This window comes from Lactobacillus sp. UMNPBX19 (assembly GCF_002553805.1).
In the GTDB taxonomy this organism is placed as follows: domain Bacteria; phylum Bacillota; class Bacilli; order Lactobacillales; family Lactobacillaceae; genus Lactobacillus.
The window spans coordinates 1-25,200 of the sequence record NZ_PCYR01000023.1; the positions used below are offsets into that span (position 1 = coordinate 1).

Annotated in this window: 21 protein-coding genes and 1 pseudogene; 19 read left to right on the plus strand and 3 right to left on the minus strand. The window is 34.7% G+C overall.

What is annotated here, in order from left to right; all coding sequences use genetic code 11:
• Nucleotides 1–56: 56 nt before the first annotated feature.
• Nucleotides 57–143: pseudogene (locus CP370_RS10035) on the minus strand (DNA-entry nuclease); the annotation flags it as partial.
• A gap of 415 nt (nt 144–558) precedes the next feature.
• Between CP370_RS10035 and CP370_RS07060 the strand changes: the two are divergent.
• The 10 genes from CP370_RS07060 to CP370_RS07105 all read left to right on the plus strand — a co-directional run bounded on the left by CP370_RS07060 (nt 559) and on the right by CP370_RS07105 (nt 13,937).
• A complete protein-coding gene (locus CP370_RS07060) occupies nt 559–1,413 on the plus strand; it encodes a MetQ/NlpA family ABC transporter substrate-binding protein (protein WP_087713073.1) in 855 nt (284 codons plus the stop codon).
• A gap of 16 nt (nt 1,414–1,429) precedes the next feature.
• Complete coding sequence (locus CP370_RS07065) at nt 1,430–2,479, plus strand: methionine ABC transporter ATP-binding protein (RefSeq protein ID WP_087713072.1); 1,050 nt, start codon at nt 1,430–1,432, stop codon at nt 2,477–2,479.
• A complete protein-coding gene (locus tag CP370_RS07070; RefSeq protein ID WP_012846039.1) occupies nt 2,472–3,173 on the plus strand; it encodes a methionine ABC transporter permease in 702 nt (233 codons plus the stop codon). Before CP370_RS07065 ends, CP370_RS07070 begins: the two co-directional genes overlap by 8 nt.
• Before the next feature lie 137 nt (nt 3,174–3,310).
• Nucleotides 3,311–4,717, plus strand: a complete 1,407-nt coding sequence (locus CP370_RS07075; protein ID WP_087713071.1) for a class II fumarate hydratase — start codon at nt 3,311–3,313, stop codon at nt 4,715–4,717.
• A 14-nt stretch (nt 4,718–4,731) separates the two neighbouring features.
• On the plus strand, nt 4,732–6,105 hold the full coding sequence (locus tag CP370_RS07080; protein WP_087713070.1) for a flavocytochrome c: 1,374 nt from the start codon (nt 4,732–4,734) through the stop codon (nt 6,103–6,105).
• A gap of 79 nt (nt 6,106–6,184) precedes the next feature.
• On the plus strand, nt 6,185–7,111 hold the full coding sequence (locus tag CP370_RS07085; protein WP_012846042.1) for an L-lactate dehydrogenase: 927 nt from the start codon (nt 6,185–6,187) through the stop codon (nt 7,109–7,111).
• Nucleotides 7,112–7,219: 108 nt separating this feature from the next.
• Complete coding sequence (locus CP370_RS07090) at nt 7,220–8,602, plus strand: threonine/serine exporter ThrE family protein (protein WP_012846043.1); 1,383 nt, start codon at nt 7,220–7,222, stop codon at nt 8,600–8,602.
• Nucleotides 8,603–8,693: 91 nt separating this feature from the next.
• A complete protein-coding gene (locus tag CP370_RS07095; protein WP_087713069.1) occupies nt 8,694–9,719 on the plus strand; it encodes an asparaginase in 1,026 nt (341 codons plus the stop codon).
• Between the two features lie 17 nt (nt 9,720–9,736).
• Nucleotides 9,737–12,166 carry a cation-translocating P-type ATPase gene (locus tag CP370_RS07100; RefSeq protein WP_087285015.1) on the plus strand — a complete coding sequence of 810 codons (2,430 nt, stop codon included), beginning with the start codon at nt 9,737–9,739 and terminating at the stop codon, nt 12,164–12,166.
• Nucleotides 12,167–12,245: 79 nt separating this feature from the next.
• Entirely contained in the window at nt 12,246–13,937 is a 1,692-nt protein-coding gene (locus tag CP370_RS07105; RefSeq protein WP_087713068.1) for a 6-pyruvoyl-tetrahydropterin synthase-related protein, read from the plus strand.
• A gap of 64 nt (nt 13,938–14,001) precedes the next feature.
• On the opposite strand, the gene ybaK is transcribed toward CP370_RS07105, so the two are convergent.
• Nucleotides 14,002–14,505, minus strand: coding sequence for a Cys-tRNA(Pro) deacylase (gene ybaK / locus CP370_RS07110; RefSeq protein WP_069168397.1), 504 nt, complete (start codon nt 14,503–14,505; stop codon nt 14,002–14,004).
• Between the two features lie 61 nt (nt 14,506–14,566).
• Between ybaK and prmA the strand changes: the two genes are divergently transcribed.
• From prmA to aspS, 6 genes are all read left to right on the plus strand, one after another.
• Nucleotides 14,567–15,514: a 50S ribosomal protein L11 methyltransferase gene (gene prmA, locus CP370_RS07115; protein ID WP_087713067.1), complete on the plus strand. Its 948-nt coding sequence runs from the start codon at nt 14,567–14,569 to the stop codon at nt 15,512–15,514.
• Between the two features lie 32 nt (nt 15,515–15,546).
• The gene (locus tag CP370_RS07120; protein ID WP_004895134.1) at nt 15,547–15,927 is read left to right on the plus strand and encodes a hypothetical protein; all 381 of its coding nucleotides are present in this window, start codon (nt 15,547–15,549) and stop codon (nt 15,925–15,927) included.
• Between the two features lie 17 nt (nt 15,928–15,944).
• Nucleotides 15,945–18,188 carry a bifunctional (p)ppGpp synthetase/guanosine-3',5'-bis(diphosphate) 3'-pyrophosphohydrolase gene (locus tag CP370_RS07125; RefSeq protein WP_087713066.1) on the plus strand — a complete coding sequence of 748 codons (2,244 nt, stop codon included), beginning with the start codon at nt 15,945–15,947 and terminating at the stop codon, nt 18,186–18,188.
• Nucleotides 18,188–18,625, plus strand: coding sequence for a D-aminoacyl-tRNA deacylase (dtd, locus tag CP370_RS07130; protein WP_061399931.1), 438 nt, complete (start codon nt 18,188–18,190; stop codon nt 18,623–18,625). The genes CP370_RS07125 and dtd overlap by 1 nt, the downstream gene beginning before the upstream one ends.
• 282 nt (nt 18,626–18,907) lie before the next feature.
• The gene (gene hisS / locus CP370_RS07135; RefSeq protein WP_087713065.1) at nt 18,908–20,194 is read left to right on the plus strand and encodes a histidine--tRNA ligase; all 1,287 of its coding nucleotides are present in this window, start codon (nt 18,908–18,910) and stop codon (nt 20,192–20,194) included.
• Between the two features lies 1 nt (nt 20,195).
• Complete coding sequence (aspS, locus tag CP370_RS07140; RefSeq protein WP_012846053.1) at nt 20,196–22,049, plus strand: aspartate--tRNA ligase; 1,854 nt, start codon at nt 20,196–20,198, stop codon at nt 22,047–22,049.
• A 76-nt stretch (nt 22,050–22,125) separates the two neighbouring features.
• Here the strand turns inward: aspS and CP370_RS07145 are convergent, their stop codons facing one another.
• The gene (locus CP370_RS07145; protein WP_087713064.1) at nt 22,126–23,310 is read right to left on the minus strand and encodes an aminotransferase class I/II-fold pyridoxal phosphate-dependent enzyme; all 1,185 of its coding nucleotides are present in this window, start codon (nt 23,308–23,310) and stop codon (nt 22,126–22,128) included.
• A gap of 104 nt (nt 23,311–23,414) precedes the next feature.
• Between CP370_RS07145 and msrB the strand changes: the two genes are divergently transcribed.
• The 3 genes from msrB to CP370_RS07160 all read left to right on the plus strand — a co-directional run bounded on the left by msrB (nt 23,415) and on the right by CP370_RS07160 (nt 25,039).
• A complete protein-coding gene (gene msrB, locus CP370_RS07150; RefSeq protein ID WP_087713063.1) occupies nt 23,415–23,843 on the plus strand; it encodes a peptide-methionine (R)-S-oxide reductase MsrB in 429 nt (142 codons plus the stop codon).
• 4 nt (nt 23,844–23,847) lie between these two features.
• Complete coding sequence (locus CP370_RS07155; RefSeq protein WP_087713062.1) at nt 23,848–24,609, plus strand: SGNH/GDSL hydrolase family protein; 762 nt, start codon at nt 23,848–23,850, stop codon at nt 24,607–24,609.
• A 238-nt stretch (nt 24,610–24,847) separates the two neighbouring features.
• Nucleotides 24,848–25,039, plus strand: a complete 192-nt coding sequence (locus CP370_RS07160) for a hypothetical protein (RefSeq protein WP_087285008.1) — start codon at nt 24,848–24,850, stop codon at nt 25,037–25,039.
• Nucleotides 25,040–25,200: the final 161 nt, after the last annotated feature.

Sequence of the window (25,200 nt, forward strand, 5' to 3'; positions counted from 1 at the left end):
TCCAAATGGACTTTTTATTTTCTATCAAGTGTTCAATTTAATTTTACAATCGGCGAAATAAATTTTTTTAGTAAATAATATGGAATTAGATAAAACCAAAAGAGGATCCACATTATTATTTTGACAATATTATTTTTCATCATTCTTTCTCCATTCTTAAATATCCTCATGTATCAGGATAATATAATGATTTCGATAAGAAAATAAAAAATAAAAAAGACTTGACGAAATTTGATTAAGATTATAATATACTTTTAACAATTAACATAAACATTTTGCTAGTTGAGTAAATTGGTGATGTCTTTTTAGAGAGTCTACGTGTGGTGGAAGTAGATAAAACAGCTAATTGAAGATGGACTAGAGATTAAAATGGTGGTAACGAATTTTAATAATAAGTTATCAACGGAGTTGCGATCGTTAAAAACGCAAGGTAATTCTTAATGAAAATTAGGAGCTACTTACTAAGGTCATTTATGTGAGTAAATGGCAAATTAAAGGTGGTAACGCGAGCACTCGTCCTTTTATGGATGAGTGCTTTTTTGTTTGGAGGAAAGTACAATGCATAAAAAGAGAATTAGAAATAGAATAATTTGGTCACTAGTGGCAGTTTTAATTGTAATTGCTGGATGGTTTAGTTTTGGTCCAACCAGTAAAACTGCCAAGAATCAAAAAGAAGTAGTAGTGGGTGTGGTTGGTCAAACTAAGCAAGATGCCGAAATTTGGAAAAGTGTAGCAGAAACTGCTGAAGAAGAGTATGGCATAAAAATTAAAACTAAGAATTTTACTGACTATAATCAACCAAATAAGGCACTTCAAAATGGTGATATTGATTTAAATGCTTTCCAGCACTATACATTTTTAAATGCTTGGAATAAGGCAAATCATGGTTCACTGGTCGCAATTGGGAATACTTATATTGCTCCAATCAGGTTGTATTCAAAGAAATATAAGAGCATTAATGATTTGCCACAAGGCGCTACAATTGCAGTACCAAATGATGCATCTAATGAATCAAGAGCTTTATATGTCTTGAAAAATGCTGGACTAATTAACTTGAAAAAGGGCGTTAAACTTGCAACAGTAACTGATATTACTTCAAATCCTAAGGGACTAAAAATTAAGGAAGTTAGTGCAGAACAAACAGCAAGAGTAATTGATGATGTAGATGCAAGTATTGTTAATAATACTTATGCCGTTCCTGCTAAATTAGGTGATAAGCAAACAATTTATATTGAGCCTTTGAATAAAGATTCTGAACAATGGATTAACATAATTGTGGCAAATAAAAAAGATAAGAATAACAAAATTTATAAGGATTTAGTTAAGGCATATCAAACTGAAAAAACTAAGAAATTATCTGACAAACTTTATGGCAAGACTGAAGTTGCAGCTTGGGGATTAAAATTAAAGTAAGAGGAGGAGCAGTCTAATGGCAGCACAAATTGATTTGAAAAATATTACCGTTCAATTTGGACAGAATAAAGCAGTTAACGATGTAAGTTTAGAAATAAATAAGGGTGACATTTACGGTGTAATTGGATTTTCAGGGGCAGGTAAGTCTACTTTGGTTAGAACAATTAACTTGTTACAATATCCTTCTGCCGGCTCAGTAGAAGTGAATGGAACAGTGTTGTTTAAAGACAATAAATTGCAAATTAGTAAGAAGCAACTTCAAGAAAAAAGACGTAAAATTGGGATGATTTTTCAAAATTTCAACCTATTGAACGAAGAAACTGTTATTGAAAATGTTGCTTTTGCGCTGCAACATAGTCGCTTATCTGATCAAGAATTAGAGGAAAAATCTCTTCATTTGTTAGAATTAGTTGGCTTAAAAGATAAGGCAGATTTTTATCCGGCTCAGTTGTCTGGAGGTCAGCAACAGCGTGTAGCTATTGCGCGTGCCCTGGCCAATGATCCTGATATTTTGATTTCTGATGAGGCAACTAGTGCCCTTGATCCAAAAACTACTAATCAAATCTTAGATTTATTATATGATCTAAATAAAAAATTAGGCCTAACTGTTGTTTTAATTACCCATGAAATGGATGCTGTAAAACGTGTAGCAAATAAAATTGCAGTAATGGAAAAGGGAAAAGTAATCGAAAAAGGTGAGTTGAGAGAGGTCTTCTTACATCCTCAAAAGCAACTTACGCGTCAATTTGTGGGTGGGGCCTTGCAGGCTCAACATATTTTGAATACTTATAACTTTGATAAATTAGCCGAGAACGCAGAATTGTATCAATTAGTTTATAGCATCAATGATGTAACTAAATCAATTGTGGCTGATTTAGATGTTTCATTGAATACAAAAGCAAGTATTTTATATGGAAATGTAGAAGTTCTAAGTGGTGAACCAATAGGAACACTTGCAATTTTATTAAATTTAGATGAATTAAAGCAAAAAGAAGCTATTAAATTCTTGGAGAGTAAAAATGTTGTAGTAACGAAGTTAGATAAAGGAGTGCTGACTAATGATTAGTTTTTTCACTAAAAACTTTCCTAATGTAGTAGCCCTAGGTTGGGGCGGAGATGCTGGTTGGGGAACAGCTATTTTCCAAACCTTATTTATGACTTTTTGGTCAGCTATTTTTGGGGGAATTCTAGGTTTAATTTTTGGATTATTATTAGTTTTAACAAAACCAAAAGGAATTTTAGCTAATAAAATAGTTTATTGGATTGTTGATAAAATCGTATCGATTTTTAGAGCTGTGCCATTTATTATTTTGCTAGCATTTGTTGCTCCAGTCACCCAAAAAATTGTTGGAACTCAAATTGGGATGAAAGCAGCTTTAGTACCATTAACTTTAGGTGTGTTCCCATTTTTTGCTAGACAAGTTCAAGTTGCACTTGAAAGTGTAGATAAAGGAAAGATTGAAGCTGCAGAAGCATTAGGTGCTTCAACCAAAGATATTATTTTTGACGTATATTTAAGAGAAAGTAGATCTGAATTAACTCGAGTTTCAACCGTGACTTTGATTAGTTTAATTGGATTAACTGCAATGGCAGGAGCCGTTGGTGCTGGTGGCTTAGGTAATACAGCCATTTCATATGGATACAATAGATTTAATAATGATGTGACTTTGGTAGCAACTTTATTAGTTTTATTATTGGTATTGATTGTTCAAGTGATTGGAGACCTAGTTGCTAAGAAGTTGAATCATCAAGAACGATAAGCGTATAGCATTGAAAAAGTATTTTTAGTATAATTTAATACAATTATATTAGCGAAGAATTATATTCTCCGCTTTTTGTATGCCCTTTCATTTAAATGTAGCTTATAATGAAGATAATGAAAACGGAGGACAAAAATATGGTGAAAAAAGGTTATCGTGTTGAAAGTGATACATTAGGCCCAGTAGAAATTCCTGAAAAGGCATTGTGGGGTCCACAAACACAAAGAAGTAAGGATAATTTCCATACTGGAGCGTTAATGCCAATTGGTATTATTCGTGCACTTCTTCAAATAAAGCTAGCTGCTGCTCAAGCTAATATTGAAGCAGGAACTGAAACAGAAGAAAAGGGACGTGCCATTATTGAAGCAATTCATCAGCTACTTGATTTAAACAATGAAGAATTGCAACCATATTTTCCATTGCATGTCTATCAAACTGGATCAGGTACCCAAACTAATATGAATGTTAATGAAGTGGTGGCTAATCTTGCTAATAAAAATCATCCCGGTTTAGATATTTTACCTAATGATGACGTGAACATGGGACAATCATCAAATGATACTTTTCCAACTGCAATGAATTTAGTTGCAACACAAGCGTTAGACGACTTAAAACCTTCTATTAAACACTTGATTAAAGAGCTAAAAGTGAAACAAGATGAGTATTGGACAACGGTTAAAGTAGGAAGAACCCACTTGCAAGATGCGGTTCCATTGACTTTTGGTCAGGAACTATCAGGCTATATTTCTGCTCTTAATCATGATTTATCCTACATTAACAAGTTAGAAGAAACACTTTATGAATTACCAATTGGAGGAACTGCTGTTGGCACTGGACTTAATGCAGCTCCTGGTATGGCAGAAGATATCGCTGAGCGTTTATCAAGAAAGTATGGACATAATTTTAAAGTTGATACAAATAAATTCTTTGGTTTAGCAAATCACTCAGGCTTAAATGTTGTGCATGGTGCTTTAAAAGCTTTGGCAGCTGATATGTTCAAAATTGCTCAAGATATTCGTTTCTTAGGATCTGGCCCAAGGGCTGGTTTAGGAGAACTTAATTTACCTGCAAACGAACCTGGTTCATCAATTATGCCAGGTAAAGTAAATCCGACTCAAGCGGAAGCCGTTACCATGGCATGTTTGAGAGTCTTTGGAAATGATACAACTATTACTATGGCTGCATCTCAAGGAAACTTTGAAATGAATGTCTTTAAGCCAGTGATGATTGCAGCATTTTTAGAGTCTGTCAATGTTTTATCTGGAACTATTTCTGGCTTTGCAGATAAGATGATTCATGGTATGACTGTTAATAAAGAAAGAATGGCTAAGGATGTAGCAAATTCATTAATGACAGTTACTGCACTTTCACCACATATTGGTTACCATGAAGCTGCTACTATTGCACAGACTGCAGCTAAAAATAATACGACTTTGCGTACAGCAGCTTTAAATAGCGGCTTAGTTACTAAAGAACAATATGATAAGTGGATGAAACCAATTACCATGACTAATGCAATGAATACTAAGCCAATTGATGATTAAAAGAAGGAATAAGAATGGGATATAAATTTCCAACACAAACAGTAGATAAGTTACAAAAAGAATATGATACCATTATTGTCGGAAGCGGTGGTACAGGATTAGCCGCAGCTATTCAAGCACAGCAATATGGTTTGAATGTTGCAATTTTAGAAAAGAATGGCTTTTTAGGTGGAAACACTATGAGAGCTAGTTCTGGTATGAATGCTGCTGAAAGTATTGTTCAAGCTCGTTTAGGTGTAAACGATAGTATGCAAAAATTTTATGATGAGACGCTAAAAGGTGGCGGCTATATGAATGACCGTGAAATGCTACATTATTTTGTCGAGCATGCACCTTTGGCTATTGCGTGGCTTGAAGACTTAGGAATTAAAGTAGATGATTTAACAATTACAGGTGGTATGTCCAAAAAACGTACACACCGTCCATCTTCAATGGCACCAATTGGCGCATTTTTAGTTAATAATTTACTTAAAATTGCTGATGAAAATAATATTCCAATTTTTACTGATGCTAAGGTGACTAAATTATTACAAGATGACAACAAGAAAATTACTGGTGTAGAAGTTAATAATGATCGGCAAGTAAAAGCCAAAGCAGTTTTACTTGCTACTGGTGGTTTTGGTGCTTCTAAAGATTTAATCGATAAGTATCGACCAGATTTGCGTAACTATAAGACAACTAATCAACCTGGTGCGACTGGAGACGGCTTAAAATTAGCTAATAAAGTGGGAGCACAACTTGAGCAATTAGAGTTAGTTCAAGTTCACCCTACAGTTCAACAAGATACAGATCATGCGTATTTAATTGGTGAAGCAGTACGCGGTGAAGGGGCTATTTTAGTTGATCATCAAGGTAGGAGATTTGTTAATGAATTGAATACGCGAAAGATCGTATCAAATGCAATTACCCAAACTCCAGAACATTCTGCATATTTGATCTTTGACCAAGGAGTTAGGGATAGGGTTAAGGCAATTGAATTTTATGATTCAATTAATTTAGTTGTTCATGGAAACACTATTGAAAAATTAGCTGAAAACATTAAAGTGCCCGTTTCCAACCTCGAAGAAACACTTAAAAATTGGAATAAAGCAGTAGCAAATAATGATGATACAAAATTTGGCCGTACTACCGGAATGGCTGAGTTAGACCATGCACCATATTATGCAATTCATATTGCACCTGCAATCCATTACACAATGGGTGGAATTCATGTGGCCCCTGATACCCGTGTCTATGATACTAACGGAAACTTTATTTCTGGTTTATATGCTGCTGGTGAAGTTAGTGGTGGCTTACACGGTAACAATCGAATTGGTGGTAATTCGATTGCTGAAACAATTATTTTTGGTCGTGAAGCTGGAAAAGCAATGGCGGATTTAATTAAATAAAGCGCTTTCAATAGAAAGGCTATTTGTGTATACTTAAAGTGTAGAACTTAAGCTTTCATTTAAAGGAGTACATATAAAAATGAGTCGTAGAAAAGTATTTTTAGTTGGTGACGGCCGTGTTGGTTCAACCTTTGCAAATGACTTATTGCAAAATGTTAGAATTGATGAATTGGTAATTTGTGATGTAATCAAAAAAATTACTGAAGGGGATGCTTTAGATTTAGAAGACTTAGCCCCATTTGTTGGTCAATGCACTGTTAAGAGTGGAGATTATAGTGATGCAAAAGATGCCGATATTGCTGTAATTACTGCCGGAGCTGCAAGAAAACCTGGAATGACTAGACTAGATTTGGTAAAAACTAATGTTAAAATTTTAGAATCAATCATAAAACCAATTGTAGAATCCGGTTTTAACGGTATTTTTGTCGTTTCTGCTAATCCAGTAGATATTTTAACTACTTTAACTCAAAAGTTATCTGGTTTTCCTAAGAATAAAGTTATCGGAACCGGTACATCCCTTGATACAGCTCGCTTGCGTGTAGCTTTATCCCATAAGACTGGTGTTAATGTTGATCATATTGATGCTTATGTTTTAGGTGAACATGGTGATACATCTTTTGAAAACTTTGATGAAGCAATTATTGATCATAAGCCTCTTCGTTCTTATAAGGAATTAGATGAAGAAACATTGGTTGAATTAGAGACTGATGTTCGTAAAAAGGGTGGTAAGATCATTGCTAATAAGGGAGCAACTTTTTATGGCGTTGCAATGTGCTTAACACAAATCTGTAAGGCAATCTTAGAAAATAAAGCTCTAGTGATGCCCCTATCTGCACCAATGACTGGAGAATATGGTATTCATGATCTTTACCTAGGAAGCCCAGCTGTAGTTACTGCTAATGGAATTAGTGACGTGATTGAGCTTCACTTATCAGAAGATGAAAAGAAGAAAATGGCTTATTCAGCAGCTAAGATGAAGGAAGTTGTTGACGGAATTAACCTTTAAACAATAATTTTAATAATTAAAAGCGTCTTGTACTTAAGTTGAGAGTGCAAGACGTTTTTTGTGTGATAAAATTTTAAAGGTATGATATTTAATCAAAGTTTGGGGACTATGAAAGTGAATAGTAAAGAAAGTAAAAATGAACGTGTAAATCAGCTCCATCATCAACATACTTTGTCGCATCATCATCATATGCGAATTCGGTGGCAGGAGTTTTTTACTAGTGATAATATTACACCTGCTAAAAATGCGACTTTGGCCGAACGATCGGTAATTGTAGGGCATATTGGGATGATGCTTCTCTCTTGTGGGACCGGAGCGTGGCGTGTAAGATCAGCGATGAATACAATTGCTCGCTGTTTAGATATGACATGCAGCACGGATATTGGACTTGTTTCAATCGAATATACTTGTGTTGATGCGGATGGTAAGAGCTATACTCAAGCTCTAAGCTTACCATCAACAGGAGTGAATACGACTAAGTTGGACCGTATGGAAAACTTTGTTAGTCAGTTTAAAAAAGATAACGGAAATTGGACGATTGGGCAAATTCATAACAGATTAGAAGAGATTTCGACAATGAAATCGCAATATGCTCCGTGGCAAGTTGGACTGGCTGCTGGTCTTGCATGTGCAGGATTTATTTTTTTACTAGGTGGCGGAATTTTTGAAGTTATTTGTGCTTTTTTGGGTGCGGGTTGCGGAAATTATATTCGTCGAAAAATGATTGATCGACATTTAACTATTTTAGCTAACATTACAGTAGCAGTTGCTGTAGCCTGCGCGGTATATGTGGGTAGTTTTTACTTAATTAGACTATTTTATCCAGTTAGCCTTCATCATTTAGATGGATACATTGGAGCCATGCTCTTTGTGATTCCAGGTTTTCCATTTATTACATCTGGACTGGATATTTCTAAGCTTGATATGAGATCAGGATTAGAGAGAATGGCTTATGCAATAATGATTATTGTTGTTGCAACTGCAGTTGGTTGGGTAATGGCTTTGATCTTAAACCTGCATCCACAAAACTTTGAGAAATTAGGACTAACACCATTAGTTTTAACTCTTTTAAGATTAGTTGCTAGTTTTTGCGGAGTTTTTGGCTTTTCAATTATGTTTAACTCTAAGATCCCGATGGCAACTGTTGCAGGGATTTCCGGAGCTATAGCAAATACTTTACGCTTAAGTTTGGTTGATTGGTCAAATGTTCCACCAGCTGTGGCTGCTTTTATCGGAGCCTTTGTTGCAGGAATGTTAGCTTCAATTATTAGACGCAAAACTGGTTTTCCGAGAATTGCTATTACGGTGCCGTCAATTGTAATTATGGTGCCGGGACTATATATGTACCGAGCTATGTTTAACTTAGGATTAACCTCATTAAATGCAGGAGCCTTATGGATGGTTCAAGCTTTAATGATTGTAATTTGTTTACCATTAGGTTTAATTGCAGCCCGGATTTTAATGGATAAAGACTGGCGGCATGCCGGATAGATTTTTATTAAAAAAGTTGTCATGGAATTTAAACTATGACAACTTTTTTCGTATAATTAATAAAACAAGAGAATTAAAGAGTGAGTGAAAAATGCAAAAGAAAATATTATTGCTTTCAACGGGTGGAACAATTGCGTCAGTTGTTTCAGAAGCTGGGTTAGTGCCTAAAGAATCTGGTGAGCAGTTAATCAATATGTTAGGGGAACTACCTTATGATATTACTGTCGAGGATATTCTCCAACTTGATTCATCTAATATTCAGCCTGAAGAATGGAAATTGATCGCTGAAAAAATTTATGAAAATCGGAATAAGTATGATGGAATTGTAGTATCTCACGGTACTGATACCATGGCCTATACAGCATCCATGCTTTCTTTTATGCTGCAAAATATTAATATTCCAGTTGTTTTAACTGGAAGTCAGGTTCCAATTAATGTAGTGCTGAGTGATGCACCCGATAATTTGAAATTAGCCTTTGCGGCAGCTTCTAGTTGTCATCCTAATATTTATTTAGCCTTTGATAGAAAAGTGATGCTGGGATGCAGAAGCGTTAAAGTGAGAACAATTAATTTTGATGCTTTTGAAAGTGTTAATGTACCACCAGTAGCTAGAGTAACATCTGATGGCCTAGTATTTTCTGACCAAATGGTACCTAAAAATACAAAAGATATGAAAGATACAACTTTAAACACTCACATTAATCCTCATGTTTCTTTAGTTAAACTATTCCCGGGTTTTGATCCTAATTTACTATTTGCAATGGTCGAAAGCGGATGTCAAGGAATTGTAATTGAAGCGTATGGTTTAGGCGGGATGAATTACATCCGCAGAAATATGGTAGCTGCAATTGGAAAGTTGATTAGAAGAGGAATACCGATTATTGCGACGAGTCAATGCTTATATGAGCGAAGTGATCTTACAAAATATGAAGTTGGGAGAGAAGCGCTGCTTGAAGGAGCAATTAGTGCTCGTGATATGACTTCAGAGAGTGCGATTACTAAACTGATGTGGGGATTAGGCCAAAACTGGGATGTTCACCAGATTTCTGCTTTTTTTAATACTGATGTAGCTGGTGAGGTAACGATTGAAAAAGATGACAATTTACAGATAGATTAATTTTTTTAGGGATGCAAATGAAGGAAAACTTTAAACAACCAATTGGCTTAACACAGGCAGAAGTTGAGCAAAGAATTAAAGAGGGAAAAGTTAACCGAGCTGTTAATGATCAGGCTAAGACTACCTGGCAAATAATTAAAGAAAATACATTTACGTATTTTAACTTGATATTTTTAGTATTAGCGATCTTGTTAGTGATCGTTGGAGAATACAAAGATTTAACATTCTTACCAGTTATCATCGCAAATATGATAATTGGGATTGTCCAAGAATTACGTGCAAAAAGTGTTTTAGACAAGTTAAATGTTATGAATACAACAAAAATAGCCGTAATTCGTGATCAAGAAGAAAAAATTGTGCCAATCGAAGATCTAGTTTTAGGGGATGTAATTGTACTTAAAACAGGGGATCAAATTCCTGCTGATGGGCAAGTTATTTCTGGAACATTACGAGTAAATGAAGCATTGCTAACTGGTGAAGCCGATGAAATAGAGAAAGATGTTGGCGCAGAGTTAATGTCTGGAAGCTTTGTAGTTGCAGGAAAAGCCTATGCGCGGCTTGAAAAGGTTGGTAAGAATTCTTATGTTTCTAAGCTAACTTTAGAAGCTAAAGCGATGAATTCAAAAGAGGGCTCTGAAATGGTGCGCTCAATTAATCGATTGATTAAATGGGTTGGAATCATCATTATCCCATGTGGAATTGCTCTCTTCATTGTTGCCCGTTATGTAAATCATTTAAATTTAGCGGACAGTATTGTCTCAATGGAAGCAGCAATTATTGGAATGATTCCTGAAGGTCTGTATTTATTAACGACAATTGCTTTGGCATTAGCAGCTATGCGTTTAGCGCGTTCCCAAGTTATGCTTCATGATATGAAAAGTGTTGAAACATTAGCTCGGGTTAATGTGCTATGTGTTGATAAGACTGGAACAATTACTGAACCTAAAATGGAAGTGGAGGAAGTTATTCCAGTTAGTGTTACTAAAGAAGAGTTGAGCAAAGAAATTTCTATTTTTGCCCAAAATATGCCGTACGATAATGCGACTATCAAAGCTGTCGCAAAATCATTTAATCAAAAATTTAATATTCAGGCTACGCAAATCATCCCGTTTACTTCGGTAAATAAATATAGTGGGGCAGTTATTAAGAACAACACTTTATTAATGGGTGCGCCTGAGTTTGTATTGCGGGATCAATTTAAAAATTACGAAAAAGAAATAAATCAATATACCCGACAAGGATATCGTGTTTTAGTTTTTGGAAAATATCCGCATGCACTAAGGGATGAAAAGGAAAAATTAGTAGAGCCTGTTGAGCTATTAGGATATATTTTAATTTCTAATCCAATCCGTAAAGAAGCAAAAAGTACTTTTGAATATTTTGATCGTCAAGGGGTAAATATCAAGGTGATCTCTGGAGATAACCCTTTAACGGTAGCACGTGTTGCAAAGCAGGCCGGTATTCGGGATGCAGATAAGTTGATTGATGCAACCGAAATCGGTGAAGGCGACTATGAAGAAGTTGTTAAAAAATATAACGTTTTTGGACGTGTTAAGCCTGATCAAAAGAAAAAGTTAATTAAAGCTCTTCAAAAAAATGGTAATACTGTTGCCATGACAGGAGATGGTGTTAACGACATTTTAGCAATGAAGACAGCAGATTGTTCAATTGCTATGGCGTCAGGCAATAGTGCTGCTGTTCAAGCATCCCAAGTTGTTTTATTAGATTCTGATTTTGCTAGAATGCCAAAAGTTGTAGATGAAGGTAGAAAAGTAGTTAATAACATTGAAAGATCAGCTAGTTTGTTCTTGGTAAAGAATATCTTTTCATTTTTGATGTCTATCTTTTCTCTTGCCTTTGCAATGTCTTATCCATTGCGTCCGGCTCAAATAGCCTTAATTTCAGCATTTACTATTGGTCTACCATCATTCTTATTAGCTCTTGAAAATAATTACAACCGTATTCGCGGAAAATTTATTCCTAATGTATTGTCAAGGGCAATTCCTGGTGGAATTACAGATATGCTCGCGGTCTCAATTTTGGTAGTGGCAGATATGGTTTTAGAATTAGGAAGACCAGAAGTAGCTACAACGGCTACGATGTTATTAGTCGCAGTAGGGATGATGGTGCTATACCATATTTCTAGACCACTAAATAAATTTAGGTGGACTGTTTTAGGTGGATCCTTTTTAGCATTAGTTTTATCTATTATTTTCTTCCATAATTTATTTGCACTTTCACGTATCTCTGCAACTGCTGTTTTCTTATTGTTAGTTCTATTCTTTGCAGAAATTACTATATTTAGATTATTAAGTAAGTTTGCTGATGGTGTTAGAGAAGTATTAGTTGCATATGATCAAAAGGGTAAAGATTTAACTATTAATGACGTCAAACAAGCCTATCGCAAGGGAAGAAATATGGTAAATATGTCAGTTCCAGAAGAATAAAAGTGGTAAGTAAGTATTTTTTTCGACTTGTTGAATGATACAATTAAACAGTTGAGACAATACTTATCAGAGGTAAGAAATGAAAAATCATAGTGTAGAAAAATATAAAAATAAAATAATAGATTATCTTATTCCGATAATTTTGAGTCTAGTAATTGCAACTGTTTTAATTTGGACCGAATTGACTACTCGATCTGGTCTTACTTTAGACGACACTGCTTTTCACTTTCATCGTTTTTATGATACTTACCAGCAAATACAGAATCATAACTTCTCTTACTTTCAAATGAATTATGGAATGGGTGAAAGTGGGCGAATAGTCAATGCTTTATATGGCCCATTCTTTGCTTATTTAATGGGAAGTTTACTTTTATTTTGTAGTTCTTGGCTTCGTTTTCAAATTCTTATAACCTACCTGATTTTTCTGGTTGGTGGTCTGGGAATCTATCGTTTAAGTCGAAAGGTTAAAATATCGCAAGTTGTTTCTTCAATAGTTACGGCCCTATTTTTAACTACTGGTTATATTGCATATTGGCCGAGATCCAATGCTTTCAACTCATGGGGTGCCGTTTTAATACCATTCGTATTGATCCAAGGAATTAACCTGCTGAATAATCATAAAACTCGATTTAGCTGGATTAGTCTTGGAATTGTAATGGCAATTGTAGCTCAGATTCATTTGCTAAGCACTTTCTTCTCCATTCTTGCCTTGATTCCTTTCTTTATTTACGGATTAGTTTTGAGTGAAAATAAGCGTCAGATGTGGATTGATGTCTTTAAAGCTGTTGGCTTATTCATTGTGTTAACAGCAAACGTATGGGGTGCATTTTTACTGCTCTATCCAACTAATCAAATGGCATCTCCGATCGATTACTCACCAGTTTTGACCGCTGTTAATCTATCTGTTGCTGGTACTTCAACAATGTGGGCGTCAATCACTGAAGTCACATTGCTCCTATTTATTGTTCAACTAATTTATGTAATCTTTAACTTTAAGTCTTCTAAATTAAATACTTTTGTTACCTTAGAAGGGATAGTCTTTCTATATTTAAGTTCTAATTTGTTTCCATGGCAATTTGTGAAGGACACCCTACCAGCAGTAACTGGGTATTTACAGTTTCCTAACCGGTTTACTGTTGTAGCATATCCTTTGCTATTTCTTGGAATTGGTTTAACACTGAATGAATTAATTAAGAGGCATGGTAAAAAACTTGGAATGATTGCGAGTGCATTAGCAATTGTAGTAGTGCTATTCAATGTTAGAGCCGACTTTAATGAAATTAATAATAATATTACTTACAACAAAGGAATTACTAGCAATGCTAAGGAGATGAAGGAAAAGGGATTAGCTCCATATATCAATAAAGTGGAAATTAATAGTCCTGATTATCTACCAGTAAGAAAGAAGATCAAATCAAGTGATATTACTGGTATGTTAATGAGTATGTCTCCACAAAAAAATAATTTTGAGCAAAAGGCTCTTTCAAATGGACGATTAGAGCTCACTTGGAAAGACTCAACTTCTAAAGTAACTACACTTCCGATTTTTATTTATAAACAATCTGAGTTGAGTTTAAATAATAAAGTAATAAAACCAAAAGTGAATGAAATAGGGATGCCACAAGTTCAGTCAAGAAAAGGAAAGAATACAGCAATTCTTTCATTCAAGACCCCAATTTGGTTTACAATTTTACTCTATATTTCAATCCTTAGTTGGGTACTATTAATAATTTACGGTGTGTTTAGATGGGTAAAAATAATTAAAAAGTAGCTAAAAAAGCTTCTCAAAACTAGAATTATTTTTCTAGTCATGAGAAGCTTTTTACTTAATCTTATTACTCTAATAAATCAACGAAAGAGGCATTAGTGACTTTTTGTAAATCATCAGGATTGATCATGATACTTCTACCAACTTCACCACTTGAAACAGCAATTTGATCATGGTCTTTCATACTGCTATCTAAATAGATAGGAAAATGATGCTTTTGGTAAATTCCAATTGGAGTGTTGGCCCCATGAACATAACCGGTAGTTGCGACTAACTTCTTAAGTGGAAGTAATTCACATTTTTTGTTACCAGAAGCTTTAGCAAGTTTTTTCATACTTAAGTGCTCGGTAACAGGAACAACTCCAACTACAGGACTATTTTTATTTCCCTCACATACCAAGGTTTTGTAGACCAAAGCCTCTTCATCGTCTAAAATGGAAGTATCCATTTGTTTAACATCGCCTTTTTGAACTGTGGCGAATTGTAATTGTTTATATGGAATCTTTTGTTGGTCGAGCATCTTCTCAATCAACGTTTTATTAAGTTTTTTCTTTTTATTTTTTTTCGACATTTTTCTCACCTTTTAATATCATAAACGTGAGAATTTAACATGTCAAAAGGGGACAAGATTAGTGAAATTATTAGCGATAAAAGTTGAATGTAGTCATGAATTAGAAGATGGATTAAGTTTTTTCATGCAAGATGAACTGGATGCACAGGGAATTGAAAGTCGTAAGCGTAGCGACTTTGTTTTAGAGGGTCAAAAACATGATAGTAGTTTAGTTGAACTAGATGATATTGAAAACCTACCTGAAGATTTAGAATTAACAGCATATTTTGATTATGAAAATGCTGATAAAAAGAAGCTAGTTCAAAAAATTACTGATAAAATAGCTGAAATGAAGGGTTATGGCTTAGATACTGGCAACGTTTTAATTAGCACTAAGGAAGTGGCTGATGAAGATTGGAATACAGCTTGGCAAAAATACTATCATGTGATTGATTTCTCAAGACATTTAGCCATTGTTCCTGAATGGGAAGACTATCAACCGGCTTTCTCTGATCAACAACTGATTCGTTTAGATCCAGGACTTGCCTTTGGTACTGGTGGGCATACGACAACACAGTTAGTTTTGCTTGCTATGGAACGTGCTTTAGTTAAGCCGATGTCTGTTTTAGATGTTGGTACAGGCTCTGGTATTTTGGCAATTGCTGCAAGTAAGTTAGGAGCAAGCCATGTATTAGGAACTGATATTTCTGATGAAGCTGTTACTGCCGCTAAAGAAAATATTGCCTTAAATAATATTGATAATATTGATGTGCGTAAGGCTAATTTGTTAAAAGATATTAATGAAAAATATGATCTAATCGTGGCAAATATTTTGGCTGATATTCTGTTAGAATTAATTCCGGATCTAGATAATCATTTGAATGAAAATGGTAAAATTATTTTTTCAGGAATTGATTATTTACAACTTCCTAAGATAGAGAAGGCGCTAGAAGATAATAATTTTATAATTAAAATGAAAATGCAAGAAGGTCGCTGGATTGGACTATTAATTGCTAGAAAACCAAATTAAAAATATTAATTAAAAGAAAAGGTAAGCAAAAAATGAAGAAAAATAGTGAAGAAAAGAAAAATTTTAATTTTAAGGCTTCATGGAGTAAAATAAATGAAAAATCATTTATGCCTCTTATTTGGTTAACTTTATTAGGAGTAATTGTTTGGATTATCTGTCCACTCGTTCATCTAAGTCGAGTTTGGCGAATTGGACTAGTTTTCTTTATTTTTAATACTTATTTAAGCTACCAAATTGGTCGTATTATGCAAATTAGAAAGTTGAGCTATTGGTGGCTACTTCTTTTTCCGGTAGTTTTTGCTATTGCAGTTTTAATTCACTTTGCTAAATATAACTTCTTATTGTGCTTAGTATATTTAAGTTTTGAATTATTTGGTTTATGGCATGATGATTTTTACAAAGAAAAGAAATAAAGAATAGGTGATGCGTTATGTCAAAATATCATGAAATGACTCATGAAGAAGTTCTTGCTGAATGTAAGAAATATATGAATGATGAACACTTAGCTTTTGTTGAATCAGCATATGAATTTGCTAAGAAAGCACATGAGGGTCAATTCAGAGTTTCCGGGCAACCTTATATCATTCATCCCACTCAAGTTGCTGGAACATTGGCAACTTTACGTTTAGATCCTGATACAGTAGCGGCCGGATATTTACATGATACGGTTGAAGATACACCTGTAACTAACGATGATATCAAAGAAAAATTTGGTAAGGACGTTGCATTTATTGTTGATGGTGTGACTAAATTAAGTAAGATTCAATATAAATCTAAGAGCCATGAAGAATACTTGGCTGATAATCACCGTAAGATGTTAATTGCGATGGCTAAAGATTTACGGGTAATCATGGTTAAATTGGCCGACCGTTTACATAATATGCATACTTTAGACCATTTGCGCCCAGATAAACAAAGAAGAATTGCAGACGAAACTTTAGATATCTATGCTCCTCTTGCTGATCGTTTGGGTATTGGAACGATTAAGTGGGAACTTGAAGATATGAGTTTACATTATCTCAACCCACAACAATATTACCGAATTGTTAATTTAATGCAATCTAAGCGAAGTGAGCGTGAAGGATATATTGCTGATGCAATTTCGACTTTGAAGCAAACTTTAGATAGCTTGGGCATTAAGTATGAGATTTATGGTCGTCCAAAACATATTTATTCAATTTATAAAAAAATGGTTAATAAGCACAAAGACTTTAGCGAGATTTATGACTTATTAGCTGTTCGAGTAATAGTTAAATCTGTGAAAGATTGTTACGCGGTTTTAGGTGCAGTTCATACTAAATGGAAGCCAATGCCAGGTCGTTTTAAGGACTATATTGCCGTTCCAAAGGTAAACGGCTACCAGTCACTTCATACAACCATTATTGGTCCTGGCGGCAAGCCTTTAGAAATTCAGATTAGAACAGAGGCTATGCACCAAGTAGCTGAGTATGGTGTTGCCGCACACTGGGCTTATAAAGAAGGTGTCAAGGGAGAAGTTGAGCAAACTGATGCAAATAAGAAGCTCAACATGTTTCAAGAAATTCTTGAGCTCCAAAATGAGACCAAAGATTCTCATGAATTTATGAAGAGTGTCAAGACTGATATCTTCTCAGATAGGGTATATGTTTTTACTCCCAAAGGCGATGTTTATGAACTTCCTAAAGGATCGGGTCCTTTAGATTTTGCCTACATGATTCATTCAGAAGTTGGGGCCCATTCTGTTGGGGCTAGGATTAATGGTAAAATTGTTCCCCTAGACTACAAATTAAAAACTGGTGACATCGTTGAAATGTTAACTCAGGCATCAGCTCGTCCATCTCGGGACTGGGTGAACTTAGTTAAAACTTCACGTGCTCGTAATAAAATCAAGCGCTTCTTTAAGGCTGAAGATAGAGAAGAAAACATTGAAAAGGGACAAAACATGATTGAACAAGAATTGTCAAATCGTGATTTAGTTCCTAAAGAATTTATGACTAAGGCTGATATCCAGCGGGTTATAGATCATTTCAACTATCACAACGATGAAGAGTTGTTTGCTGCAGTTGGGTATGGTGAAGTTTCTGCGGCAACAGTCGCAAATCGTTTGACTGAAGATTTACGTAAAAAAGCTGAAGATGAAAAGCAGCGTCAACTTGAAGAAAAAATTATGAACGCTGGTCAGCAAAGTACAGAAGAAGACAACGATTCAGATGCTCCAGCAGACATTATGCGCGTTAAGCATGGGGTTATGGTCCAGGGTGTATCGGATTTAATGCTGCATTTAGCTAAATGCTGTAATCCTGTTCCTGGTGATCCAATTATTGGTTATGTAACTAAAGGACGTGGCGTAACTATTCACCGTGCAGATTGTCCAAATATAACCGAAGAAGCTAAAAAGCAAGGTCGACTGATTGATGTTGCTTGGGAAAATATCGCCAAAGATAAGAATAAAGAAAACTACAATGCTGACATTGAAATTTATGGTTTTAATGGTTCTCGTCTCTTAAGTGATGTAATCAATGCCCTAAATTCTAAGACTAAGAATATTGTCAATATATCTGGAAAAGTAGATAGTAATAACATGGCCCATATTTATGCAATTGTCTCAGTTAGAGATGCAGCTCATTTGGAAGATATTTTAAGTCGAATGAGGGATGTGCCAAATGTTTATGAAGCAAAGAGGTCAATTAATTAATGCGTGTTGTTATTCAAAGAGTAAATAAGGCACAGGTTGCCATTGATAATGAAGTCGTAGGTAAAATTAAGCGTGGTTTTCTTCTATTAGTGGGCTTACGGGATGGTGACGAACTAGAACAAGTTAAAAAGGCAGCTGATAAAATTGCTAAAATGCGTATTTTTGAAGATAAAGATGGTAAAACTAATTTATCTTTGAAAGATGTTAATGGCGAAATCTTAAGCGTTAGTCAATTTACTTTGTTAGCAAATACTAAAAAAGGAAATAGACCAAGTTTTGTAGAAGCAATGCGTCCACCTAAGTCAAAACAATTATGGGAAGACTTTAATCATGAACTAGAAGATAAGGGATTCCATGTTGAGACAGGCGAATTTGGGGCTGACATGCAGGTTAGTTTAGAAAATGATGGTCCCTTTACAATTGTCTTAGACATTTAAAATATTTAAGTAAAGGCTTACAAAGGTTGACTTTATTGACTGAAAAATATAAGCTAAAAAGGAATTATCGATGACAAAGAATGTAGATTAGCATGATCTATCTCAGAGACCGCTTGTTTGGTGAGAATAGCGGATAGGTTGCGATCTGTGACACCTTTAGCAGATAATGGATCGTTTCGCGAGCGTTAATCGCAGCAAGCAAAAGGTGGTACCGTGCTAATTTATTGCGCCCTTGACTCAGTTCAAGGGCGCTTTTTTATTAATATATTAAAGGATGATTAAATGAAAGTTCAAAGACCAAAAGGTACAGTCGATATTTTGCCAGGAGAATCTGGCTCATGGGAAAAAGTAGAATCTATCGCTAGGAACTTTTTTAAAAGAGCTAATTACCGTGAGATAAGAACACCTAGTTTTGAAAATTATGAAGTTTTTTCACGTTCTAGTGGTGAAACTTCAGACGTTGTTTCAAAAGAAATGTACGACTTTAACGATAAGGGTGGTCGCCACATTGCATTACGTCCTGAAGGAACTGCTGGTGTAGTGCGTGCTTATGTAGAAAATAAACTTTATGGGCCAGATGTTGTAAAGCCATTTAGCGTTTACTATATTGACAATACTTTTAGATATGAAAGACCACAAGCTGGCCGTCAACGTGAATTCCACCAGATTGGTGTTGAAAGTTTTGGCTCTGACAGTCCGTTAGCAGATGTAGAAACTTTAATGATGGCACATGATTTACTCGCCGAATTAGGTGTTAAAAATTACGAATTACACATTAACAGTTTAGGTAATGCCCAAGTTCGTGAAGCATATCATGATGCTTTAGTAAATTACTTCACACCAATTAAAGATCAGCTTTCTGAAGATTCACAACGTCGCTTAAGTCAAAATCCATTAAGAATCTTAGATTCAAAAGATGAACGAGATAAGAAGTTTTTACCTAATGCTCCTAAGATTGTTGACTACTTAGATGATGAATCTCGGAAAAACTTTAAAACAATTACTGATATGTTAGAGCAATTGGGCATTAACTATGTAATGGATGATGATTTAGTTCGTGGTCTTGATTACTACACTGGAATTATTTTTGAGTTCATGGTTGAAGATAAGAATTTATGGGAATCAGCAACGACAATTTTAGGTGGAGGTCGCTACAACCACTTAGTTGAAGAGTTTGATGGACCAGAAACACCTGCAGTTGGTTTTGGTATTGGTGAAGAAAGATTAATGCTTGTATTGAAAGAGCAAAATCCAGACCTTTTCCAAGAAGAAGGAATAGATTTCTTTATTACTAATATTGGTGCAGGAACTGAGTTTAAAGCTGTTGAAGTTGCACGTAGTTTACGTGAACAAGGCTTTAGTGCACAATATGATGTTGACCAAAAGAAGCTTAAGCAACAGTTTAGAAAAGCTGATCGCGTTCATGCAACATTTGTAATTACCTTGGGAGCTAAAGAATTAGAAAATGGCGTTTTAAATATTAAGCGTTTAAGTGATGGTAAAACTATCGATCTTAGCTTAGAAGATATAAATAATATGCAAGATGTTATAAATAAATTGGAGGATTAACATGGAACATATGGACAAAAGAACTGATTACGCTGGTAATATTACTAGTAAATATGAAGGACAAGAAGTAACACTTTATGGTTGGGTTCAACGTGTTCGTAATTTAGGAAACTTAGTTTTTATTGACCTTCGTGACCGTGAAGGAATCGTACAAGTTGTTGTTAACAAAGATTCCGGTGAAAAGTTAATGGAAATTGCTGATTCATTGAATAATGAAGATGTAATTGAAGTAAAAGGAAAAGTAGTTAAGCGTTCAAGTGTAAACCCAGAAATGAAGACTGGTGAAGTTGAAGTAGATGCTACTGAAATTGACGTACTAAACAAATCAAAAGTACCACCATTTGAAATCAAAGATGATATTAATGCGGCAGAACAAACTCGTTTGAAGTACCGCTACCTTGATTTACGTCGTCCAACTCTTCAAAGAGCAATTATTTTACGTTCAAAGATCTTGAAGGCAGTTCACGAATACTTCGATGAACAAGGTTTTATTGATATTGAAACTCCAATTTTAGGTAAATCATCTCCTGAAGGTGCTCGTGACTATTTAGTTCCTTCAAGAATTTACCCAGGTAGTTTCTACGCTTTGCCACAATCACCACAATTATTTAAACAATTATTAATGGGTGCTGGTTTTGATAAATACTATCAATTAGCTCGTTGTTTCCGTGATGAAGACTTACGTGGTGACCGTCAACCAGAATTTACTCAAATCGATATGGAAACTTCTTTCTTAGATGAACAAGGTGTTCAAGATTATACTGAAGGTCTTTTAAAGAAGATTATGAAAGATGTTATGAACATCGATTTAAAGACTCCAATCAAGCGTATTACTTGGGACGAAGCAATGAATAAGTATGGTTCTGACAAGCCTGATACTCGTTATGAAATGTACCTTCATGATTTAAGCCCAATCTTCAAGGATAGTGACTTTAAGGTATTCTCTGGTGCAATTGCTGATGGCGGTGTGGTTAAAGGTATCGCTGTTAAGAATGGTGCTAAAGAATATTCACGTAAGAAGATTGAAGAAAAACAAGACTACATCAAGCGCTACAATGCTAAAGGTTTAGCTTGGGTTAAATATGAAGATGGCGAATTTTCAGGACCTATTGCTCGTTTCTTAACTGATGAAAACAAAGAAGCCTTGAAGAAAGAATTTGATCTTGAAGGCGGCGAATTAATCGTTATTGTTGCTGACAAGTGGAAGGTGGTTACCGATTCACTTGATCACCTACGTCGTGAATTTGCTCATGAAACTGGTATTATTCCAGAAGGTGTCTTTGACTTTGTATGGGTAGTTGACTGGCCATTATTCGAATATGATGAAGGTTTAGGTCGCTGGATTGCTGCTCACCACCCATTCACTATGCCAGATGATGAAGGTATTAAGTTGTTAGATACTGATCCTCATAAAGCTCATGCACGTTCATACGATATTGTTATGAACGGAGATGAAATGGGTGGTGGATCAATCCGTATTCACAAACGCTCAATTCAAGAAAAGATGTTTAAGGCTTTAGGTTTCACTAAGAAACGTGCTTATGAACAATTTGGTTACTTAATGGATGCTTTAGACATGGGATTCCCACCACATGCTGGTCTTGCTATTGGTCTTGATCGATTAGCTATGATGTTAGCAGGTAAGGACAACATTCGTGACGTTACTGCCTTTCCAAAGAATGCTTCTGCTTCTGAGCCAATGATGCATGCTCCAGCTCCAGTTGCTGATAAGCAATTAACGGATATTGGTATTGAAGTTGAAAAGCAATATGAAGACAGCGTTAAGGAAACAGAACAGCGCCTTGAAAAAGAAGCTCAAGAAGATGCTGATAAGAATTCAACTTGGGATGAATAATCTTAGTTAAAAATTTGAGTAACAAAAAATTGCATTACCTACTTTAAAAGTTAGGTAATGCAATTTTTTTATTTATTTAAATATTTTCAACAAATTTTGCAATTCGTTTTAAGGCTTCTTGTAGCTGCTCTGTTGAAGAAGCATAAGACATTCTAACATATCCTTGACCGCCCTTACCAAAATAGCGACCTGGAGTTACACCAACTTTTGCCTTAGTAGCTAGTTCATTCGCAAAAGCTTCATCGTCGGTACCAAAGGTATCAGGAATCTTAGCAAAAATATAGAAGGCGCCTTGTGGCGTAGACATTTCAAAGCCTAATTTTTCTAGGCCAGTTTTCATAAATTTTAATCTGTCTTCGTAAATTTTGCGTGCTTCAAGAGGATCTGCTTGGCCTTTGTTTAGGGCCTCAATTGCAGCAGCTTGAACATTATCACTTACAGAAGTCACAAGAAATGCATTTACTTTTTGAATAGTTTTCATAATATCTGCAGGAGCCGCAATATATCCTAATCGCCAACCAGTCATTGCGTATGCTTTTGAAAGCCCTGAAATTAGAATATTGCGCTCAGGAATATATTGAGATAAAGAATGATGAACATTATTATCGTAAACCAATTCACCATATATTTCGTCAGTAACCGAGAAGAGATGATACTTGGTAATAACCTCTGCAAGTGCCTTTAAAGTAGCTGCGGGATAAACGCGACCTGTTGGATTAGATGGATCAGTTAAAATAATTGCTTTAGCGCCTTTTCCTTCATTTTGTAGGACTGTTTCAAGGTTTTCAGGAGTAAGGATAAAATCATCTTTTGAAGTATCAATTTGGACTGGGATAGCTCCTGTTAATTTAATTAGTTGAAAATATAAAGCCCATACTGGAGTAGGAACTAAAATTTTATCACCTGGATTTAAGACTGACATGAATACGTCATTTAAAGCACCAGTAGCTCCAACTGTAACGCAAATTTCAGTTTTTGGATCGTATTTAACATCAAGGCTGCGATCAAGGTAGTTGCTGATAGCCTCTAATAACTCAGGTTTACCTGCTTGTGGTGCATAATGTGAGTCATTTGCTTTAATATCAGCAATAGCTGCATCTTTAATATGATCTGGTGTATTTAAGTCCGGTTCTCCAATCGTTAATTTAATAATTCCTGAGATTTGAGAAGCTTTTTCATCAAAAGCTCTAATTTTTGAAGGTCCTAAAGAATTTAATCGTGTATTTTTTGTAAGTGATAAATCATTTGCTAATTTTGGCATAAAAAATCCTCCTCTAATATTATAGATTATTGTATAGAAACAAAAATCATGAGACAACATTTTTATGTTAAAATTTGATATCCTTAATTTTAGAAGGTGAAAAAATGTTTGATAAAAAAGAAGCTCTTAAAAAATTAAATTATGAGCAATATGAAGTTACACAACATGCAGCAACTGAAATGCCTTTTAGTGGAAAATATAACGATTTTAGTCAAAAAGGAATTTATGTCGATGTAGTTTCTGGTGAACCACTTTTTTCAAGTCAAGATAAATATGATGCGGGATGTGGTTGGCCGAGTTTTACTAAGCCAATAAAGAAATTAAGTTATAAGCGGGATCAGTCACATGGAATGGAGCGAACAGAAGTGAAGAGTCCGATTGCTGATTCCCACTTAGGTCATGTTTTTACTGATGGGCCAGTGGATCAAGGTGGATTACGGTATTGTATTAATTCAGCTTCCTTAAAATTTATCCCATATGATAAGCTAGAAGAGGAAGGCTATAATCAATATAAAAAAATATTTGAGGAATAGGATCATGAATTTAATACAAGTTTTTGATAATTTGAAGGTTCCAGAAGAAAATATTCCTGAATTATTAGAGTTTGCTGGTCAACATGAAGACTTTTTGACAAAGATAGTTAAAGCCTCTGGTAATCAGGTTGAATACAGTGTAAGTGAGACACAGTCTACTAATAGTAAGCTTGTAGATAAACAGATTGCCTTTTTAGGAAGTTCTGTTACTTATGGTGCAGGTGCCTTGAGTGAATCATTCGTAGATTATTTAAGAAAAAAAGATGGGATTTATCCATTTAAAGAAGCTGTTTCCGGAACAACCTTAGCAGAAAATGGTGATGATTCTTATGTAGCACGCTTAGAGAAACTTCCAATTTTAGAAAATATAAGTGCTTTTGTGTTGCAGCTTTCAACTAATGATGCTAAAGCTGATATTCCTTTAGGCAAAATTAGTGAAAATGACAAGTACGATATTACAACTAGTATTGGAGCAATTGAATTCATTTTAGAGTATGTTAAAAAGACTTGGAATTGTCCTGTTTTGATTTATTCTAATCCATTTTTTGATTCCAAAAAATACGGTGAATTAGTAGAAGCAACAAAAGAGTTACAAAAGAAATGGAAATTTAAGTTTCTTAATATGTGGGATGATAAGCACTTTAACTATAGTGAAAATGAACGTCAACTATATATGGTTGACGATATTCATCCCACTCGTGCTGGATATAAGCTGAGCTGGCTTTTTGAATTTGAAAAAGCGCTCACTGATATTTATGAAAATTAGTTTTGTTTAAAAACCATCTTTTGATTTTATATAATCGAGAGATGGATTTTTTATTCTTTTGCAGATAAAACAAATTTATATTTATTACGTTAAAATAATTATGTAAAGTATCGTGTAAGCGATTGATAAGCTATAAAACTAAATATTATGACTGAGAAAGAAACTATAAATCTGTTATCATAGCAATATACAATATCACTTAGATTTGTTTTATATTTAATTAGAAAGCTGATATTTAATGGTTAAACTAACAGAAGCAAAAGCTAAAGTAAATAAAAAATGGAATCAAACTAATAAAGAACGAGTACAATATATCAATAAGAGCTCTGCTACTAAAAGTTTTATTTTAAATTTGGCAACTGAAGAGGATTTAAAAAATATAGAGACTTATATAGCCGAAAGAAAAACAAAACTGGATATTAATAATTAGTTCAATTAAACTAATAGATAATTCCCTCACTTTAATGGATATATCCTATCGTGAGGGTTTTTCTACGTAAAGTCAAGCATAATAAGAAGTTTGGCTTCATTTTTTGTTTAAATTTCAACTTAAACATCTTTTAGTGTCGATTTATTTTTTTAGTTAGACAC